The following is a 21,401-nucleotide window of genomic DNA, read 5'->3' as shown; positions in this document are numbered from 1 at the left end:
ACCGATAACTTTCATTATCGGTTTTCTTCGCGGAGAAAGAGGGAATATAACCTATGTGCAAATAGAATGTCATAAAATACTATTATTTTGATTTATTGATAGTTATGTATTTGTTAAGTCGATTAAATACCTTAAAATACTATATGATAGTATTAAAATTGGGTGTATATTTGGGTGCTATTACAAATAACTATGACTATAAAAAGAAAGATAACTATTGCTATTGAAAAGAGAAAGAAGGATGGTGTATTAATCACAGAGAACGTTCCAATTCGTGCAAGAGTGGTATATAATGGTGGTCGTGTAGAACTCTTTACAGGCTATCGCATTGATGCTTCTAAATGGGATGAAGCAAAAGAAAAGGTACGCAATGGGTGTACCAATAAGCTAAAACAAAGTTCTTCCGAAATCAATACAGCAATACAGGAGCTATCTACTACAATAGATAGAATCTTTAAAGAGTATGAATTGAAAAACGAAGTACCTTCATTTGAACTCTTAAAAGATGAAATAAAACGCTACTCGGATAAACAAACCATATCAGCAACAGAAAAGAACCTGTTTACGGCTTTTGACGAATTTGTAAAAAACAGCGGAAAACGCAACGATTGGACAACTGCTACTTACACTAAGTTTAATACTGTTCGCTCACATCTTTTTTCTTTCAAAAGCAACTTTCAGTTTTCAGATATAAACGCACAGACTTTATTAGACTACGTTTCATTTCTACGCATTGAAAAGCAAATGCGTAATAGTACCATCGAAAAGCAAATTAGTTTTGTAAAGTGGTTTTTGAAATGGTGCAAAAATAATAATTATACTATTGCTTATAATTTTGAAGATTTCAAACCAAAGCTAAAAGAGACATCTAAAAAGATAATCTTCTTAACCCAAGAAGAAATCGAACAGATTAAATCAACGGATTTAGGCACTAAGTCATACTTAGAACGTGTGCGTGATGTATTGCTTTTCTGTTGCTATACAGGGCTTCGCTATTCAGATGCTTTTAGCCTAACAAGACACGACATTAAAAATGATGCTATTGAGTTTGTTACTAAAAAGACAAACGATATGCTAAGAGTTGAATTAAACAAGCACAGTAGAGCAATATTAGAAAAGTACAAAGATGTACCTTTTGAAAAAGGTAAGGCACTACCTGTTATTTCTAATCAAAAAATGAACGATTACATAAAAGAGCTTGGAGAATTAGCAGAGATTAATGAACCAATCCGAGAAACGTATTATGTAGGCAATGAAAGAATAGATGAAGTAAAACCTAAATATGAACATTTAAGCACTCACGTAGGTCGAAGAACATTTATCTGTACGGCGCTATCATTGGGGATACCTGTACAGGTTGTAATGAAATGGACAGGACATTCAGACTACAAATCAATGAAACCTTATATTGATGTAGCTGATACAATTAAAGCGAATGCAATGACTAAATTTGATATGATATGAGTTTAGATAATCCTCTTTTGAAACACATAAATGAGTATTTAAAAATACTAAAAGAACTATCAAATTTATTAGATAATGATTCCTTACAGCAGAACACATATCAATGTATTCGACAGGAGAGTTATGCTAAAGCATTTAGCGATTTAACAAAACTTGATATTGATGCTCTTTTAATAACAGGACAAGCAGAGAGTTTATCTAAAAAAGTATTTCTGAATATACTAAAGCAGATTGAAGTTATTAATAAGCTTATTGATGATAAAGACGAGTTAATAACTCATTTTGATTTTATTCATTTATATGATAAAGTACTACTTCCTAAAATGTTTGAGAACAAAATCTTAATTGCGCGACAGGATTTAAAAGAAATACAGAAAAAAGAAAAACCTATCTGGGTATCACAATGTGAATTTGATGAAGATAAAAAGTATTGGGAGAAAGAACTTTATAGGGTTTTAGCAGAAAGAGATACCTATACACAGGATAATGTGCATCTAATTCAAAACTATTATCACAAAATACGAGATTACCTTTTAACAGTTAAGGAAGATATTTATGCGTATTATCCTGAAGATAGACTTCGTTTAGAGTCTGATTTATTTGAGATAAAAGATGTATTAAATCTTTACAATTCTGCTTTAGAATCAGAATGTTTTAAAGAAGGTGATTTAGCATTTGAAGATTTTTATGCCATTGTTAATCTTAGGAAGCCAAAAGTAATTTTCAATGAAACATTAAACAAAAAGAAAAATTTTGCACAAAAATTACCTGTCCTTTTTAACAATTGTACGAGTTCTGTAAAGCAAAAAGTTATCAAAAATCTTTCTATTGAACTTAATACCGCAGAATCCACATTAATATCTCATTGCTATAAAAAAAAGGAAAAAGAATAGAAAGTTTATAACGAAGGTCTATAAAGTGTTTTTAAAGACTTTGTTTTTTTTAAATCTCAAAAATAAAACATAAAAATCATATAACTTACTCATTATTAGTTATATGATTTTTTATTTTTCTTTCCAAATAACCCCTTTTCACAGAAATTTACAGATAGTTTTGAATTGTTCGAACATCACAAAATCGTATAATTTAAAAACTAAAACTATGTATATAAGTGAATTAAAAGAAAAGCCAGTTTGGCAAATGACAGGAGAAGAACTATTACAGTTATTACAAACAGTATCTATAAAGGATTTTAAAGAACTCAATACTTCGCAAGAAGCGCAACAATCTACAAAGCGTTATGTTTACGGAATACGTGGTATAGCAGAACTACTTGGGTGTAGTATTACCACTGCTAATAAAATCAAGAAAGAAGGTCATATCAAAAAAGCGATTATCCAAAGAGGTAGAAAAATCATAGTCGATGCTGACTTAGCATTGGAATTATTCGCTAAAAAATAAAAGGGACAACTTCCGCAAATCGTCCCTTAATATCCAATTAAAGTATAACTCAATTCTTATCGTGCAAAGATAAGGATTATTAAAACACAAGTAAAAGATGAGCTTAGATATACCCTATATCCGAGTAGGAACTGCTTACTTTAAAATCATCGAAAAACCTTTGATATCAGGCGATAAAGTTAAAGTAATGGTGCGTTGGACTCGTGAAACGATTGTATCAGATCACGGAAAGTCCTACTTAGAAAACGTTTTAAAATTAGATGGCTTTTGCTGTATTCCAGACCATCTTAACTATCAACCAATCGTAGAAAACTTTTTTAATACCTATAATGAATTAAATATGAAACCAATAGAAGAAAACTTTAGCATAAATGAATTAGAACAATTGATTCCAAACTCACTACACTTTGTAAAGCACATCTTCGGAAGTGAACAATACGAATATGGTTTAGACTATCTAAAGCTATTGTATGAGAAGCCAACGCAAACCTTACCAATATTGTGCCTTGTTAGTAAAGAACGTGCAACAGGAAAAAGCTCTTTTATCAAATGGCTTAAAAATATCTTTGGACTCAATATGACTTATATCAAAGGAGATTCTTTTGGTTCTCAATTTAACGCTGATTGGGCAAGTATGTTATTAGTTGCCATAGACGAAGTATTCTTTGATAAGAAAGAGATTACAGAGCGTTTAAAGTACCTTTCTACTACAGACAAAGACAAAGTTGAAGCAAAGGGAAAAGACAGACAGGAAATAGAGTTTTTCGCCAAGTTTATTCTTTGCTCTAACAATGAGGATGATTTTATTCAAATAGACGAAGAAGAAATACGTTTTTGGATTCGAAAGATTAAACCTATTGAATCAGAAGACGTTCACTTTATCAAGAAGCTAACAAGTGAAGTTCCTTATTTTATCAAGTACTTACTTCTACGACCTTATTACACCACACAACAAACCCGAATGTGGTTTACACCTAAACAGATACTTACAGCTTCTCTTTTAAAGCTAATTGGTAAAAACAAAATAGAGATTTCAGTTTTAGAACTTTTAAACCTGTGTTTTGAAAAGGTTGATGAGGATGAAATTTGCGTAGCTCCCAATGATTTACTCTTGTTATTACGCAAGACAAACCCAAAACTAATTATATCTGCTAGTGAAATAAGAAAGATTTTAAAGAAATGGAATTTTGAACCACAAAATAACACAAAATCTTATCAAGGAATAGAGCTTTTATCTCATGGAGAATTTGTTAAAATAGAACGTAGAGGACGTTACTACATCATTAAAAAAGATTTATTCTATAAAATATTTGATGCAATGATGCAAGAATAGATTAAATCATTGTTTATTAATAAGTTACACTGCATCAAAGTCTGCATCAAACTAAAAACACATCAAGTTTGATGCAAGAGTGATGCAAGAAACAAAATGAGTTTGATGCAGTGATGCAAGAGTGATGCAGAGTATTTTATTGAAATACAATTGATTAACACCTTTCTGCATCATTGCATCAAAAAAAACAGATTTTTAACCCAACTATTTCAAAACATATGAATTGTGAATTAGCTAAACAAATTAGCCTAATAGACTTACTTAAAAAATTAGGTTATACTCCAACGAGGACAACGAGAATTGATTGGTGGTATCTCAATCCTCTTAAAACAGAAAAAACAGCATCATTTAAAGTGAATATTGATAAAAACGTGTTTTATGACCATTCTGCTGGTTTTGGTGGAACAACACTTGATTTCGTGATGAAGTACAATAATTGCGATATTAAATCAGCTTTAGAATTGCTCAAAAACGATTCTTTTTCTTTTCATCAGCCAATTATTGTGAGTTCTAACATTATTCAAGAACCAACATATACAATTCAAGCGATTAAGCCATTAACACATCCAAACTTGATACAATATATCACTGAGCGTAATCTTAGCCTTAAAATGGCTCAAACTTATTGTAAGGAAGTACACTATACTCTAAACAACAAATCATATTACGCTGTTGGTTTTCCCAATACCACCATAAATGGTTTCGAACTAAGAAACGTGTATATAAAAATGTGTCTTGGAAAAAAGGCAGTAACCTACTTTGATAACAAAAGTAAACATATTGTCTTGTTTGAATCTTGGAGTGATTACATCAGCTTTTTAACCCTTTATCCAAATGCAGAAAAGCAATATGATTATTTGATTCTTAATTCTGTATCAATGCTGAATAATACAATAATTAAAACACCAAATAATTATTTGTACAAATGTACAAATGGGGAATTGTATAAATGTATCAATGTACAAATGGCTAAAAGTATCAATAATACTTTGTACAAAGAATTAAAGTATGAAAGTATTATTTGTTGTTTCGACAATGATAAAGCTGGAGAAAGTGCCTTTCAAAAAGTAGCTCAGACCTATGCAAACGTTGTTGATGGACGAAAACTGTACAAGAATCACAAAGACTTGAATGATTATTTACTAACTATTAACCGCAATGATTTGACGTGAGAATTATCGAGATGTGTCTTTGTCCTTACAAATTGGAAATTTGACAACCAAAGACCACTCGTTTTTCTCCCGAAGGTCGCAAAATGGGTAAAACGATGAAAAAAACAAAGAAGATAGAATTTAGAGTTACCCTTACAGAAGCTCTAATCATAAAAAATAAAGCAGAAAAAGTAGGTTGTAGCGTTTCAGAATACATTCGAAACACCGCACTTGATTATACTTTAGCCTATAAATTAACTCCTGAAGAAGTAGAAGTTTACAAATTACTGAACAAATACGCAGATAATTTTAGGCGAATAAGCAACCTTTTTAAGCTTGGCGATACAACAGGAGTTAAACAGGATACTATTGAAACAGCTAATCTAATTCGGACTCACTTACAAAAACTACTGTAATTATGATAGCTAAAGCAAAATCCTGTGTTGGTGGCACAGCGTTATTCAATTACGTGATAGATTCTAAAAAAGGATATGAACTATTGAGAAATAATCTTTCGGGGGAAACTCCGAAAGATATGTTTCAAACAATGCAGATATTACAAAATCAAAACAGCAGATGCAAAAACAACACAATATCAGCTGTTATATCTCCAACCATTGCAGATAGTCAAAAGATGAGTGATAGAGATTTACGAGTGTTAGCGGTTGAGTTTTTACTTGGTTTACAAATCGATCCTACTAAAGCTCAATACATTGCTTTTGTTCATACAGAAAAAGAGCACAAGCATATTCATATCATTGCCAATCGCATAGATGAAAACGGAAAGGCATTAAAAGATAATTATATTGGTTTTGAAGCTCAAAGAGTAGCTCACGAAATAGCACTTAAATACGGATGGACTTCTATAAGGCAAGAAAATGAGAACAAGAAGCAAAGAGCCAACAACACAAACTTAATAGCTAAAAACGACATTAAAACAGCTCATGGAGATGTATTAAGGCAGAAGCCAAAAGATTTACAAGAGTACATTCATCTAATGCTGGAAAAAGAGATTGAGGTTAAACCAACTATTAATAAACAGGGGAGCATTCAAGGGTATCGGTTTATTCATTTACCAACAGGTACAAACCTAAAAGCAAGTGAAGTTGACCGAAACATGAAACTCAATGACTTATTTAAAAATACAGTAATTACAGAGCCTAAAGATGAAGCAAACAAACTCTTTACCAATCAAGAGTCATCTGAACCACAAATGCAGAATTGGAAAACAGACACATCTATTTTATTTAGTATGTTATCTATTTTACAGTTTGGTGGTAATGATGAAGATGATGAACAGAAAAAACGAAAACGAAGAACATTAAAAAGATAAACTATGGCAAAGAACCAACCTAAACTAACTGATATGACTGAACTATTACTTCAACAAGTCATACAATTAGAGCAAACAATTAAACAAAGTGAAAAAACTCATTTAGATACCATCAAAGAATTGAGCAATATCAAAGTAACAGTAAATGTTGCTGAACTTCGACAAATAGAAAAAGAACAACAGCAACGATTACGGAATGAATTCGAGCAATTTCATCGAGAGATAACAAAAAACAATGAAGAACTTTTGAAAGTTCATAAGGCTGTTAGTACTAAAAGGTTGTTGTACTTGATAGTGCTGAACATTTTTCTACTTTTTATAACAGGCTTATCAATGTATGTAGCCGTGAAGAATACCATTGATAAATCCCAATATGAGCGTTTAGAAAACGAAAAGGAGCAATTAATAAATCAATTAGAAAATGTAAATCAGTTTTTTATAGAAAATCCTAAGGTAGCTAAATCTTTTAATGAATGGAATAAAAAGAAATAATATTTAAAATTGTTTTTGAGTTTTTTAACAATTTATTAAAATATTGAGAAAAGTTTGTAATTTATATTTCCTTCCAAAAAAGGAAGTATGCAGTAGTTACAAAATATTGTTGTTCAATTATCTTTTTACTAGATTTTTAAAGTTATAATTACGCGTTTGTTTGTCTTTTACAATTTTAAAATCCAAATTATTTTTTTTGCAGATTTCTAAAATCATTTGTTTACCTTTTTCGTAAGAACATTTAAAAGTTTCATACGTTTGTTGACTATGACTATCGTGTTCATAACTGTTTGATATGAAATATTTATTAAGCTCAGTATTTACAAGGTTTTCTATTTTTCCAGCGAATTTACTTTCTACTGCAAATAAAATTTCCCAATCAGAGTAATTTGCATATTTAGTTCGATTAAGCGATTCTGATCTTATTTCAACAGCTTTTGTATAACCGATTTTTATCAGTTCTCCAGCTAATGAACCTGCAAGATATGTAACACCTCTTGCATTGGCTCTTAATTGAAATGCAATTTTTGAAGTATCACATTGACAACAATGTCCACTTCTTGTTCTTAATGTATGTCCATGGGCTTTACAAGGTGTAACATTAAATGCAATAATCTTGTTTAAATCTTTCATGATTTCTTTATATTCTTCCTTCTTTAAGCCATATGCATTAAAAACATATTTCAATTCAATTTTTTGTTCTTTAAAAAATGCTAATTGTTCAAATGTTAATTGATTCATGATTGTAGTTACAATTTTCCTAACAAATTATCTTCTTTAATTAAGTAGAACGTTTTTTGTATTGTTGTTCTATTACAATTTGAAAAACTTCACGTAGTCTCTTATAAATTAAAAATAAGTGTCAACTATATACTTTTTTATATTAGCAACGCTTATTAAAATTTGGCATTTAGATAAAACTTTAATGTTATTTCCAAAATATCAATGATTTATGATGATAGTCTTTGTTTTTATTTGATTCTTTATAAAATACAACATTATTTACTCTCCTAGCTTTTTCTTTAGTTCCTTTTGTTCAATTTGTTTTTTTAAAAGTTGGTTTTCATACTCCAATTTGTTAAGCTCTGAAAATTCTTTTTTACCAAACTTTGTCCAGATTACATACATAATAATTGAAATTCCTGTAATCAGCATTAGTATCAATATTAGAAAATCTAAGTTGTCATCGATTTTTTCATTAGCTATTACGATTAACGTAGATAATACTAAACCTATACCTCCTAATAAACTAATTATTCCCGCTATTTGTTCTTTCATATTTTCGGTTATTTTAAATGTTAAAGTTGAAGAAAAGCTAAATTGACTCACTGTTATCTATTTTTGAAGATAACCTAAAATTGACATTTATATTGTGTATTTAAATGGTAAATTAGAATCCTTGCTTTAATTTTTCTTGAATCGCTTCAGGATTTAACACTGTGAAAATTATTCGTGTTAATCCTATAGTATTGGCATTATCATCAAGTTTCATTTCATCAGGAATAAGTCTTGTTGTTATAATTGTGCTTTTACCGTACCATTCTAAACTAAAAACTGGATTATTTCTGACTTTACTTGGTAAACCAAGACTAACAATTAACTTATCATTGATTGATTCCCATATATTGGTTACATATTTATCTATGTATGGTTTCTGAATAATGATATTCGCATCAAGCATGATTAGTTTTCTACTCTCTTTATCAAAAGTTAATTCGAAAAAATCTATTTTATAACTGAATATAAAATTTAAATTGTTTTCTGAGGTATTCCAAATACCTACAATTTTAGTATCATCACTCTGAGGAAGAACTTTTAGATTTCCAAACGATTCTATAGGCTCTCCTAGTTTAATTTCTTTAAAACCGTTTCTCTTATCAACCTCTTTATTTTGACTAAAAACAAATAGGGGTAATAACATGATTACTAATAAAATGATTCTTTTCATGAAGTTTGATTGTAAGTAATATAAATTGTTTTTCCTAAACAAAGGAAATAAAGTCTGGATTAATCCTAAAGTCTTCTTTAAAAACAACTATATGAGCATTTAACAAATTTAAGTCTAAATTACTTAAATAAGCTCAATAAAAAAACCCAACTTTACATTTTTGGGTGTAAAATTGGGTGTTATTCTTGTAATCACCTGACATTCAAGGTGAATTGCGGAGAAAGAGGGATTGCCTCTTTTACTTCGTATGCTGTATAAATAGAGATACTTACTTCTTTAAATTGTGGTGAGCACCTAATTACGAAAGTTTTTAACTATGATTGGAATCGTTTGATTCTTATTCTTATACAAAGTTACCGATTTTACTTTAGAATATTTATACAAGGTACTTTTTTAACTAAAGAGATCTTCAATCTGGCTATCTTCATTAAATTCTCTTTCATAATCTTCACGATTTTCTAGTGCTTCATATTCTTCACGAGTATACTTATAACGATCATAACTATATTCATTTTCAAAAACTTTATGTTCCCAAAAGTAATGGTCATCTCTATATTTAAATTCAAAATTAAGAATACTACTTTCTTTTAAATTATCATACAAAATCTCCTTTATATTATCTAATTCATCATAAATATCTTTAACTTTTTCAATTGAAACAATAGAGCTATTACGATCTATTAACTCCTCAGATGCTGCAATAAGAATATTAGTAGCTATTTCTGATATAAAACTAGAACCATGAGCATTGTTTAAATAGGTATTATAATTATTATATTTATCAAATAAAGGAATAATTATTTCAGTACTATCTTCATGATCTATTAATACTATAACAGATTCAATTATATTTATAAAGTCTTCTTTAATGAAATTAAATGATAAAGGATAATCATTAGAATTAATTCTATCTAAAATAGAAATTAAATTACTAAAATCTAAATAATTAAATTCTGTTATTTTTTTCAAATATTTAAAAATTAATAGATCAGTATTAATTTTACTACAATAAACAAGTAGAGTATAAATAATGTCACAAATCTTACTATCTGTTAGTTTTTCAAAATCTAATAGTTTTTTTGTGTTAATTTGTTGATATAGTTTTTGTTGTAAATTAATATTTAAGGATAAAATACCATTAGTTGGCAAGAACCTTTTTGCCTGTTCTAAATACATTAAACTATCAAAAATACTTTCTTTTTCACATTCATTAGCTTCCACAAAGTTTATTAAAAAATCTACTATAGATGGATTTAAAAAAGAAAAGAACTTTTCGTTTACTGAACTATCTAAAGTAGATTTTAAAAAACCACCTTGTAATATTTTTAATGATTTATTAAATTGATCACTCTTTATTGTGAAACTCTTATTTAGCTTTTCATGTTGCAATCTTTCATTAAATGCTATTCTTAGTTTAGACTCTTCTATAGTATTACCAAAAGTAAACAATGTTACTAACATAAATCTTTCAGCATCTTCAATCTGGTTATTAAATAGATGCGACCAAATTTCTTTAGGATTATTTAAATGATTAATTACAAAATGTTTAAAATCTTTTGGAGAGATATTTAAAGTATTAGATTTATTAGTAATAAACTCAATTAGTCTAGGAGAATAATTTTGATGGTTTATAATATCTAAATAAAATTTTCGTGATAAAATTACATCATAGAATTCTTTCTTTATATCATTGAAATAAAAATGATTATATAAAATCTTTGCTTTCTCAAACTTAGAGTAATCTTGTAGTTTTAACTCTATCTTATCTATATTTATACTTGATCTTTTTATTTTTTCACATTTTTGATTTGCAGTATTTAACACAACTGTACGTGTAGTTAAAATAATAAACTTATTAGGCGTATTAATTATTCTATCAATTACATCAGTTAATTGAGATTCATTTTTGTAAGAATTAAGTAATTCGGCATAATTAGCACCTAAAAAATCATCAAAATAAAAAAGTTGTAATACATTATTGTCTTGTGAGATTATATTTTCAACATCTTCTATTTTGGTTATTTTATAAACTTGAAATCCTTCCTTTAATTTTATAGAGATTAATATTTCTGCTAACGAAGATTTACCAATACCAGGTTCTCCTGTTATAAGAATAACTTTTTCTGATGACAGAATTTCATTAGCTTCATGCATTTTATCATTAATTACATAAAATTTCATTTTATTTGATATAGACTGCAAAAAATATTTAGTACGTCCCTCTAAAGCTTTATTAAATAAATTTTCTAAAATTACGGTACTTGAAAACCAAAGTTTATAATATGTTTTTTCTATGGAAGGAAATAAATTTAAATAATCATTTAAATCATTTTGCGCTATGATATCGTTTGAATTGAGAACATAAGGATGTAATAATTTTTTTAATTCATCTTTTTGAATAGCAGATAAATCTAAGGATGTCACAAGAATATATCTATTACACTTAAGTTTCTCTATTTTAGTCTTTTCGATATTTTTGATTTGAAATCTAAGGTCTGAAAATTTTGAATTTATAAAGTGTTTAACCTGAACTATGGTATCATTATTATTCTCATCTGTAGAATATCTCAAATCGACTCCTTTATCTTTACCTCCTTTAAAGCTTTGTAACCCGAGATTAAACTTAGCATTTAATAAATCCTTTGAAATTTCCTCAAATTCTTTATCATTTAATGTGGAAAAATTGTATTTATTCATGTTGTTTATACGTGAAATATAGTAATCTTTTTAAACCTTTTATAACACATATTTTAGTGTTAAGTAATTTATACTTCTTCTTCATATTCTTGCAACCATTTTTCATCATCATATTGTAATTGTACCTCTATATATTTTCTAAAGTGTAATAATGCAAAATCAATTACTACGCTAGGCTTAAGAGAACCGTCTTTATTTCGATTAGCTCCTTTAATTTCTATTCTTTTGAATTTAGAAGTAAAACAAGTCATATTAATATTGTTATACTCAATTAGTATTTTATTCTCTTGATCATTCAATTTATAATTAAATACTATTTCCTCTTCCTTATTATTACTGATTATATTTTCAATTTCAGGTAATAATTCTGTTATTGATTTTGCTAATTCTTTAACCCACTTAATTTTACCTTTATGTTTTAGAAAAGCCTTAAATATTTTTAATTCATTTAAACCTTCTTCTAAATATGCAATGTTATCCATAAATTTATAAGCTTCTCCATATGGTCTTTCAAATGGATATTCTCTACCTAAATTCAAACGAGTTTTAGTTACAAATTCCCAAGGGTCTGTAATTTTTGAAATTTTATTTGCATGCTCAATTGTCTCTTCAATATCAAAAAAACTATGTAATAATTGTCTTTTTGTTTTTTGAAAAATGTTACTTGTCACACCATATATATATGAAACAATATAATCATCAAATTCATCATCTATTATACCTAATTCAATAGAATAAGGTGATACACTTGTAATATGAAGACCATCAATATTTTTTGAAATAAGAGGGTTAAAATTAGAATAAAGTATTGATGATTTAACAGACTCAATAGTTGATTTGTTAATATTATTGGCAGATAAAAGTGATTCAATAAATGCAATGAGACGATCTCTTTGAATAATAACACTTTCTTTCGTTTCTAAATTAGAATTCCAATAAGTACTAAAATGTTGATCAATTACTTGTATTAGTCTATCATCTCCAATAATTCTAATTTGTTTGTCAAGGTTGTTTTTTCTTAATGTGTGAATTACAGAATCTTGAGCGCCGCTGACTATTTTACCAGTTGTCATAACCCACACTTCATTTATAAAAACTAGTCTCATATTAAAAAGATCCTCATATGGATTGTCAAATGCTTGTCGAACTTGATTTACAACATTCATTAACCCTGTGTTTGTTGCAGCATTGCCTGTCAAATCTCCCTTTTTTGCAACTACAGATAAAAATCTTTGCTCATTTAGCTTGTCATATTCAAAACATATAATATCTTTTCCTCTTTCATTTGTACCATGATATTCAATAGGAGCTAAATATCCCATTTTACTTAACAATGGTATAATAAGGTCTTGGCGAAATTCTTTCTCGTTTAAACTCTTTAATATCTCTTTTTTTTCTATTTGATTCATTTTTGCGAGTTTTTTTCTTGCTTAACGTACTAAAAAAATTTAATGTTGAAGGAAAATATATTGCACTAAACAAAACAATCCCAAAAAACAATAATTATTTAATTATACATAACATATATAGTGTTTTTATAGGGCGTAAAAGTTGCACAGTAATACTTATAACTTGACGATATTAAAATATGAAACTTTATGTTTTGAAATAAATTAATAATTATGCTATTTGTACTCTTCTTTCTCCATTTTGCTAGACAAAACTATTTGTTAGATATTACTGAAGCAACCAGTTAATACAATTTTCTATTTCTTGATAGTCATTTGGTAAAAGCGTTTCAAGATTCCTCGTTTCAAGATTATTACAAAAGCTTGCCCATACAGCTTCATTCTTACCTTGCAAATTCAAATGATTCTCAATTGTACCTTTTTTCCATACCCATATGTTATGTGCTTGAAGTTTTAAACAAATATTTTCGATATTATGTAATACACTAGGAGTTTGAGCAAGTATTGCAAATCCTTCGGCAGCAGATATATTTGGGTTTTTTGACGGCCAACCATCAGCACCAATTGTTATATTATTAGTTGAAGCAATATTTGATAATTCATTTTGACAAGCAATAATATCAGGATCATTTACTTGTAAATAACCTTCTGAAATTCCATTTTTCATTGCATAATCTAAGTCAACAATTGCTTTTGTAGGTAAATCCATAGTTGACAAAACTTGCATAGTTTTCTTAGTATTACCTGAACCATCTAATTTTACAAGGGCAGTTTTATGATGTAATATTGTTTTACTTGTGATAGTCTCTATTAAAACTGGAATTAATTTATTCTCTGTTTTTCCCTCTGCTATTATTATTTTTTCTGAAAATAGAATATTACTGGAATTACTTAATGAATACAGTAAAGTTAGTTGATGTGGTGCTTGATTTTCAATTGTAGGAATTGCCGATTTTAATGTTGTCCTCTTATAGGTACCTTGCAAATCATTTTTTCTTACCAGAATTGTATTAGCAACATCTTTTTGAGTAATCATAAAAGGTGAATGTGTAGTAAAAATTACTTGATAACCTTGACTGGATAATATTGTTAATGAATTTCTTAAAATTTCAATAGCTTGAGGATGTAAATATAATTCTGGTTCATCAATTAATAAAAGTGTTGTTGTTCTATTTATTTGTTGTTCTAATTTTAAATCTGCCAAATGCCTAATTAAAGTCATCTGTATTGATCTTTGTGCTCCGTGACCTAATGAACTAACATCTTTTGCGTTAGGAAAAAAATTCTCATATACTTTTATTGTACCCTTCTTAAATATTTCTTTTATTTCTGGTGTAGGTATGTGCACTTTTACTCTAATATCAGGGAAGAATGCATCTAATTTTGTATTTACTTGTTGGTCAAAAGTATCTAATTCAGGTGCACGATTAATGCCTTCAACATCTAAAATTTCTTTTAATCCACTTAAGGCTGCGTTAACTTGTTGACCATATTGTTGCTCAATTGGGCCAATTATTTCAGCTAATAATTTACCAATTGTAGAAGTGCTACTTGATTTTGATATATCATCTTCGGAATTTTCCATTGCACCAATTTGAATTGGTTCAGGAAACAAGTCTTTAATAGCATTGTCAATACCAGCAGGATTATTTTGCCAAGTTACATTGTCATTAGGATCTAAAACCTGTAATTGAATTTGAGCAACAGTTTGTGCTGGAGTTGATTGAATTCGTTTAATTGTTAAAGTGCCATTATCTAAAAAAGGTTCAATTCTAGCTCTATGTGCTGGATCTATATTATTTAAAATTTCTTCCGAAATTCCATCGATTGAAGCAGAAATAACTATTGGTTGGGTTAAGTTATTAAAAGAAGAAGAAGACAAAGATGTTTTTCTTAATACCCATTTTATTGCTTCAAGAATATTTGATTTTCCAGCATTATTATAACCAACTAAGGGAGTGAAATTTGATAATTCAAATTCTTGATTGATTATTGATTTGAAATTTTGAATATTAATTTTGCTTATGATGTGTCCCATTAGTAGGTGTTATTTTGTTTATGATCGTATATAACGTGCCTGGGCTTTGCGAAGTGGCGGGAATTGAAAGTAAAAGTTTCAATTCAGCGCACTTAGACCAAAAGCCAATTAATTGACTAAATTTAAGAAAATAGTTCATATAATTGGCTTTTGTGGGTTGTAAAATTAATCTTCAATCTTAAGAGAAACTAGCTATTTTGTCGAAACCCATGTTAGCAACAGTATATTTTAATGCTGATTATTTTTTTTATTATCACGCTCATTTTTTTCAACAATTTTTTGAATCATTTCTAAAATTTTAGCAACATGTTTTTCGCCTTTTTCACTTATATAATAAAAATCTTTCTTTAATTTTTTACTAACTGCAAGGTCTTGCGTAATTAATCCCTTTTCATTTAATTTATGTATTATAGAAATAATAGTTGTTGAACTCTTATCTAATGCATTGGAAATAGTATCTGTACTAACTGTTTTGTTGATGGTTTTTAAATAATCTAAAACTTGAAATTCATAAAAAGTTATTTTGTTGTTTTGAGAAGTTTCAATGGCTTCTAGTTGTTTTTTTACATCAAGATTTGAAATTGTAACATCACATATTGATATTTTCCCTTCATCGAGACAGGTAGGACATTTCATTTTGAATAATTTAAGATTCTCTAACATTTCATAAGGAAACTCATGCCCAATGTTACATTTAATAATCTGTGTATGACTAAAATATTCAGTTATTAAAACATTCATATTAAAACGCGAATGTGAAAAATAATCAGATAATTTAGGATTATCGGCTCTTGAAAAATTTAACCCTTGTCTCTTACAAAGACCATAGTCTAATGAGTAAATTACAGATAATTCACTTGTTTTATCCATCACATGATTATATGTTGTAATGAAACCATTTAGTTCTAGATTATTAAGAAGTGATGATATTCTTTTATTTACTGTAAAATGATTTGTTGGCTTACCCTTTACTGTTGATCTATTTAAAGGACTAGAATTAACTTTTTGTCTATCAATTAATTTGTTCAGAAGTTCAAATTGATGTTCATTTGAAATCTTATCAGCAAATGGTTTTGATACAAATTGATTAGCTAAAAAATATTTCAATATTATATCTGTATAATATCTTTGAGAAGCGTTTTCAATAGCCGTTTTAGTTATTTTATGATCGTGTATTAAGCAAGATTCGTGGCAATATGAAAGAATGTAACCGATTTTCCTAGGTATATTGAAAGAAACACTAAAAAGCAAATCAAATAGCTCATTTTCTTCAATATCAAAAAAGCGTTCCCAATGATTATTAGGGAAGAATAAATTTAACCTTTTTTTCATCAATCTTTTAGTATAGTCAAGTGCTAAAGTTTCCATTTTAGAAATATTAACCTCTTTTTCAAATGAATAAAAAGCATCAAAGAAGTCTAAAGAAATTTCATCAATTTTAGAATTATCTAACCTTCCATAGTAAAACCTATTAGGATATGTAGCAATTTTAAATTTAACAAAATCATCTGATAAATTATCAAGTGGAGCTATAAACCAATCCATAAAAACTTTTTGTGCTTGCTCATCAATTTCAGAATAATCATCTAAAAATATATACAAATGTTCAATATCAAGAATGCTTTTTATTTTAATAAGATTATTGATTAGACATTTTTTAATATCCAAATATTTTATTAAAGTTTGTTCAAATTCAGACTTAGCAGATTGAGTTGAAGTAGAATTAGTTGAAAATTCAATACCTGGAGATTCTGAAATTTTAATACTTGAATTTCCATTTTGGTTATTACTATTTTCATTAATCATTTTAAAAGATTGAATTAAGGATAAATCAACATTTTTAATTACGTCCTTAATAGATGTTTCAATGGTATCTAATTCATGATTAATTGATAAAATTTGGTTATGGTCAAATCCTAATATTTTTTTAAAAATTGAGCCCTTAACAAATTCATCTAATCGACTTCTTGTTTCAAGTATTATTTCTTTAACGAGATTACTATATAAAAGGTATTTATGGAAGTCTATACTTAATTTTTTTGCATCTTCTGGAATATCAGGCGTTGAGTTATCGTACAAAGATTTTACATCGATATAAATTGAAATACACTTTTTATTCGAGATAAGATCTTTTTGAGATTTTTGAAAAATAGTTGATTTTCCTGTACCTTTCCGTCCAACTAACAGTGTTGTTCGTGGAAGATTAAGTTTATTAATTATTCCATTGTTTGGAAGTAAATCCGTATAAATATCATCAATATTTTTATCCTCAATAAAATCTTCGATTCTGGTTTTTCTAACAAGTTTTAATGATTCAGCAAATTCCAAAAATCTTTGGTTATCTTTCATAATTAATAGTAGTATTTATATTGCAGATAACATCTTTCTTCACGAATAATACAACCATCCGTTTCGTGAAAAACATTTATAGTAGCATTTCGTAAAATCAGCATGTTAAGCTAATTGTTTTTAAGTAAATAAGATGCTTAAAGAGAATAGTCTGATATATAACGAAATAATTTAATTCACATCTAACTTGTGTAAATAAAGGATAACGATATAAAATCAGCATATCTTTACTTGTTACATGAACAACTTATTGTGTTTCAAAATATTCAATTCGTATCTTATTACTTGCCTTCAAACATATTAATTTTTTTGTTAATTCTATTACGGAAATCCGTAAACCACTCAATATTTTGAGTCTATCTACGATTTCAACAAAAACTAGCGACTTCGGAGTAGTTTTCTAGCCCTCTGCAAGAGCAAGTCGTTTTGATGGCACGATTCTAATTTCGAGTGCCTCACAACATAACTTGCTGTTACCTTTGCGGTAACTTTTTCAACATATTTACAATATGTTTTTTATAATGAGAATACTGTTTAACCCCCTATTAGTTAACGCCAAGTATGCCACCTAAATACCTTTTTTTCATACTTTGTCTATATCTCTAGTTATTTGTCTAATCAATGTTATGGTTGGGCAAACGCAATATCGTAGCTATGACTTTACATAACTCCCAACAATTAAACCCACAAAAAGACTGTTGACAGAACCTTTATACTGTTTAATGTCTGAAACATTGGGATTGCAACTAAAAGGACAACATAACATTTAACTAAAAACATAAAAAGACAGAATTATAAACAGATATAAAAGCAAGAAATTATGAATGAAGAATTTAAAAATAAACATAGAATTGACGAAGAAGCAATGATGGCACTAATGGTTGATGGGCTAAGGCCTAAGGGATTTACAGAGGCTGAACTCAATGCTCTAGGTATAAGAGCCGAAGAGGAAGAAACTGTGGATGAACCAAAGAAACAAATACGTGTAAAAAAAGAACAAAACTCTACTAAAAAGTGTAAATCTATAGATTATGAAGAACTCTTTTTTAAAGATGTCAAAAGCACAGCACGTCATGGAAAATCGGTTTATATTGATCCTGAGCATCACAAGATATTTTCTCGAATTGTTCAGGTCATCGCAGATAATAAACTAACTATCTATGCTTATTTATATAATTTATTAGAGCATCATTTCAATGAGTTTGAACAGCAGATAACTACAAGTTTTAATGATAAGAATAAGCCTATATTTTAAATACAATTACTTTAAATAGTTATAATTCTATTTACTATCACAAGTTTCTGTTTCTGATATTATTTTCTATAATATTTTTATTTAGTAAAACTGTATATTACCACTGATTGTATCTTCAAATATATTTGATATGACATGTCGCTAACGAAAAGAGAAGTTATTTTTGCTAAATTTGGATGTAAAATTAATTTGAAATATGGAATATGATTTTTCAAAACTAAATGCTAGGGAATTTGAAATTTTAGTTGCTTCAATAATAGAGAGAGAGTTAGATAAAAGGATAGAAATATTTAAATCTGGTAAAGATGGAGGTGTTGATGGTAGATTTTGGATAGGAGAGTCAAAGGAAGGTATTATACAATGCAAACATTACTTAAAAACCCCCTATAGTTCTTTAATTTCAAAATTAAAGTCTGAAGAGGTAGCTAAAGTTAAAAAACTTAATCCTCATAAATATGTTTTTGTTACTTCACAAGAACTCTCTCGAGAAAACAAACAGCAAATAAGAGAAATTTTTACTCCATATATTAAATCAGAGAAAGATATTTATGGCAATGAAGACTTAAATGTTTTTTTATCAAAAAAAGAAAACCAAGATATTGTTGAAAGAAACTTTAAATTATGGATAACAAGCACTATTGTGTTAGATTTACTTTATAATAGCGCAATAAAGGGACGAAGCGAAAGTACAATTCGCGATATTGAAGAAAAGTCTTATAAATATGCAATAACAGAAAATCATAATAAGGGATTAAGAATTCTTGAAGAAAATAATGTGGTTATATTGACTGGTGAACCAGGAATTGGCAAAACGACTCTTGGAGATAATCTAGCGTTGTTCTATATAGCTAAGGGATTTGAATTTTGCGACATAGAAGAGAATATAAGTGAAGCTGAAAATTTATTTCGAGAAAAAGAAAAAAAGAAAATTCTATTCTATTGTGATGATTTTTTAGGAAGTAATTTATATGATGCCATCAATAATAAAAAAGATTCACATATAGTAAAATTTATAAATAGAATTCGCAGAGATAATTCTAAAAAACTAATTCTTACATCACGTACCAATATTTTAAATAAGGCATCAAGTTTAAGCCATATTTTTCAAAGTGGTAAAATTCGAGAAAATGAATTTTTACTTAAAGTTGAAAATTTAACTAATATAGATAAAGCACATATACTTTATAATCATATATACTACTCTAACTTAACTGAAGATTTTATTGAAGAAATATATAAAAACAAAAGATATAAGGAGATAATTAAACATCGAAACTTTAACCCACGAATAATAGAGTTTATTACTGACTCTACTCTCGCTGAACATTTACATCCGAAAGATTATTGGAAATATATAATAAATAGTTTGGATAAGCCTGAAATTATTTGGGCTGATTATTTTCAAAACCAAATGGATGATTGTGTGAGAGCTCTTACATTTTTAACTGTTTTCAATAAAGGTAAAATTTCTGAGAGTACCTTAAGAGATGCTTATACTACCTTTTTAAAAGTTCATCCTGTAAACCTTGGAGATCATTCGGATAAAAGCTTTGAAGCAGTAAGAAAATTAGTAACAAAATCATTATTAAATAGGAATCAAATTGATAAAAATGAATTTGAATATATTTTATTTAACCCATCAATAGCTGATTTCATTTTAAGTTCATATTCTGAAGAAACTGAATTAATTTCCAATATACTAAAATCGTTAGAAACTGTTGTTTCAATAGCTTATTTACAAGCTTTAGTTTTTTCGAAAAAAATCACCCGTTCTAATTCAAACAGGATTCTAGAAAATTTATTTGATTACTTTTTTGACCGAAAAATGCATGAAGAAGATTGGGATTTTTTAATAGCTCTTTCTTATTTAGATTTTTTCAATGAAAAAATTACTCAAAGAATAGAATTGTTTTTAAATACTCTTATAGATACTGAAAATGCGAGCGGTGATAAAGTATGGGAATTATTAATGATATTATCAGAATTTGAACCTGAAATTAAATTTAAAAACTTCAAATTCTTGTACCGTTTTATTGAAGATATTGATGATGAAGATACCTTAAAAAGTCTTTTGGATTTTGTGGATAAACACGATGTTGATGATGAAAAAATCTTTGTTCAAATCGACTCTTTACTAGAAAGGTACTTGATAAACATTGTTGACAATAATGATTTTGATATTGATTATTCTAAATATGTTAAGCAAAATTATCATTATGATTACGATTATTACTATTCAGATTGTGATATTGACAGGCATGGAATTGAAGACGAGATTAGGGGTTATATAGATTCTTATTTAGATGATTTCAATATAAAAGTAATAGATAGAATAGCCTTTGATACATCTAACATAGTTTCAAGAGTAGATATAGATTACAAGGTTACAAGATATTTAGAAAGCTATGAGCCAGATTATAATCGTGATAGTTACAGTAGTTATTATTCAAGCTCATCGAATGAGGATGATATTGACGCAATATTTGAACGTTCTTGATTTTTAATTATAAATTAAATCTTGTAAACACAGT

General features: G+C 28.0%; 17 protein-coding genes. 10 read left to right on the top strand and 7 right to left on the bottom strand.

Annotated elements, in window-relative coordinates; translation table 11 throughout:
- Window positions 1-192 precede the first annotated feature (192 nt).
- The 8 genes from ACMHJ2_RS06595 (at window position 193) to ACMHJ2_RS06560 (ending at window position 7,174) form a co-directional block, all read left to right on the top strand.
- Window positions 193-1,464: a site-specific integrase gene (locus ACMHJ2_RS06595; RefSeq protein ID WP_286421106.1), complete on the top strand. Its 1,272-nt coding sequence runs from the start codon at window positions 193-195 to the stop codon at window positions 1,462-1,464.
- Window positions 1,461-2,357: a hypothetical protein gene (locus tag ACMHJ2_RS06590; RefSeq protein ID WP_286421107.1), complete on the top strand. Its 897-nt coding sequence runs from the start codon at window positions 1,461-1,463 to the stop codon at window positions 2,355-2,357. The genes ACMHJ2_RS06595 and ACMHJ2_RS06590 overlap by 4 nt, the downstream gene beginning before the upstream one ends.
- A gap of 208 nt (window positions 2,358-2,565) precedes the next feature.
- The gene (locus ACMHJ2_RS06585) at window positions 2,566-2,865 is read left to right on the top strand and encodes a DUF3853 family protein (protein ID WP_286397898.1); all 300 of its coding nucleotides are present in this window, start codon (window positions 2,566-2,568) and stop codon (window positions 2,863-2,865) included.
- Between the two features lie 97 nt (window positions 2,866-2,962).
- Window positions 2,963-4,198, top strand: coding sequence for a primase-helicase family protein (locus ACMHJ2_RS06580; protein ID WP_283840185.1), 1,236 nt, complete (start codon window positions 2,963-2,965; stop codon window positions 4,196-4,198).
- Between the two features lie 218 nt (window positions 4,199-4,416).
- Entirely contained in the window at window positions 4,417-5,370 is a 954-nt protein-coding gene (locus ACMHJ2_RS06575) for a toprim domain-containing protein (RefSeq protein WP_413512158.1), read from the top strand.
- A 95-nt stretch (window positions 5,371-5,465) separates the two neighbouring features.
- Entirely contained in the window at window positions 5,466-5,765 is a 300-nt protein-coding gene (locus tag ACMHJ2_RS06570; RefSeq protein ID WP_286397779.1) for a plasmid mobilization protein, read from the top strand.
- Window positions 5,766-5,767: 2 nt separating this feature from the next.
- Window positions 5,768-6,682, top strand: a complete 915-nt coding sequence (locus ACMHJ2_RS06565) for a relaxase/mobilization nuclease domain-containing protein (protein WP_286397777.1) — start codon at window positions 5,768-5,770, stop codon at window positions 6,680-6,682.
- Between the two features lie 3 nt (window positions 6,683-6,685).
- Window positions 6,686-7,174, top strand: coding sequence for a hypothetical protein (locus ACMHJ2_RS06560; protein ID WP_286397775.1), 489 nt, complete (start codon window positions 6,686-6,688; stop codon window positions 7,172-7,174).
- 117 nt (window positions 7,175-7,291) lie between these two features.
- On the opposite strand, the gene ACMHJ2_RS06555 is transcribed toward ACMHJ2_RS06560, so the two are convergent.
- From ACMHJ2_RS06555 to ACMHJ2_RS06525, 7 genes are all read right to left on the bottom strand, one after another.
- Window positions 7,292-7,915 carry a GIY-YIG nuclease family protein gene (locus tag ACMHJ2_RS06555; protein WP_283840008.1) on the bottom strand — a complete coding sequence of 208 codons (624 nt, stop codon included), beginning with the start codon at window positions 7,913-7,915 and terminating at the stop codon, window positions 7,292-7,294.
- Between the two features lie 261 nt (window positions 7,916-8,176).
- Complete coding sequence (locus tag ACMHJ2_RS06550) at window positions 8,177-8,452, bottom strand: hypothetical protein (protein WP_038987122.1); 276 nt, start codon at window positions 8,450-8,452, stop codon at window positions 8,177-8,179.
- 112 nt (window positions 8,453-8,564) lie between these two features.
- Window positions 8,565-9,122, bottom strand: coding sequence for a hypothetical protein (locus tag ACMHJ2_RS06545; RefSeq protein WP_038987123.1), 558 nt, complete (start codon window positions 9,120-9,122; stop codon window positions 8,565-8,567).
- Window positions 9,123-9,515: 393 nt separating this feature from the next.
- Window positions 9,516-11,819: an ATP-binding protein gene (locus ACMHJ2_RS06540; RefSeq protein WP_413512157.1), complete on the bottom strand. Its 2,304-nt coding sequence runs from the start codon at window positions 11,817-11,819 to the stop codon at window positions 9,516-9,518.
- A gap of 68 nt (window positions 11,820-11,887) precedes the next feature.
- Entirely contained in the window at window positions 11,888-13,228 is a 1,341-nt protein-coding gene (locus ACMHJ2_RS06535) for a hypothetical protein (protein WP_413512156.1), read from the bottom strand.
- Window positions 13,229-13,496: 268 nt separating this feature from the next.
- Complete coding sequence (locus ACMHJ2_RS06530; protein ID WP_413512155.1) at window positions 13,497-15,266, bottom strand: ATP-dependent nuclease; 1,770 nt, start codon at window positions 15,264-15,266, stop codon at window positions 13,497-13,499.
- Between the two features lie 228 nt (window positions 15,267-15,494).
- The gene (locus tag ACMHJ2_RS06525) at window positions 15,495-17,615 is read right to left on the bottom strand and encodes a hypothetical protein (protein ID WP_413512154.1); all 2,121 of its coding nucleotides are present in this window, start codon (window positions 17,613-17,615) and stop codon (window positions 15,495-15,497) included.
- An 820-nt stretch (window positions 17,616-18,435) separates the two neighbouring features.
- On the opposite strand from ACMHJ2_RS06525, the gene ACMHJ2_RS06520 reads away from it, so the two are divergent.
- Window positions 18,436-18,870, top strand: a complete 435-nt coding sequence (locus tag ACMHJ2_RS06520) for a DUF3408 domain-containing protein (protein ID WP_413512153.1) — start codon at window positions 18,436-18,438, stop codon at window positions 18,868-18,870.
- Between the two features lie 196 nt (window positions 18,871-19,066).
- On the top strand, window positions 19,067-21,367 hold the full coding sequence (locus tag ACMHJ2_RS06515) for a restriction endonuclease (protein ID WP_413512152.1): 2,301 nt from the start codon (window positions 19,067-19,069) through the stop codon (window positions 21,365-21,367).
- Window positions 21,368-21,401: the final 34 nt, after the last annotated feature.

This window comes from Myroides odoratus (assembly GCF_965118575.1).
Lineage (GTDB): Bacteria > Bacteroidota > Bacteroidia > Flavobacteriales > Flavobacteriaceae > Flavobacterium > Flavobacterium odoratum_B.
The sequence above is the reverse complement of the archived record's forward strand: the minus strand, read 5'-3'. Positions and strand labels throughout refer to the sequence as shown.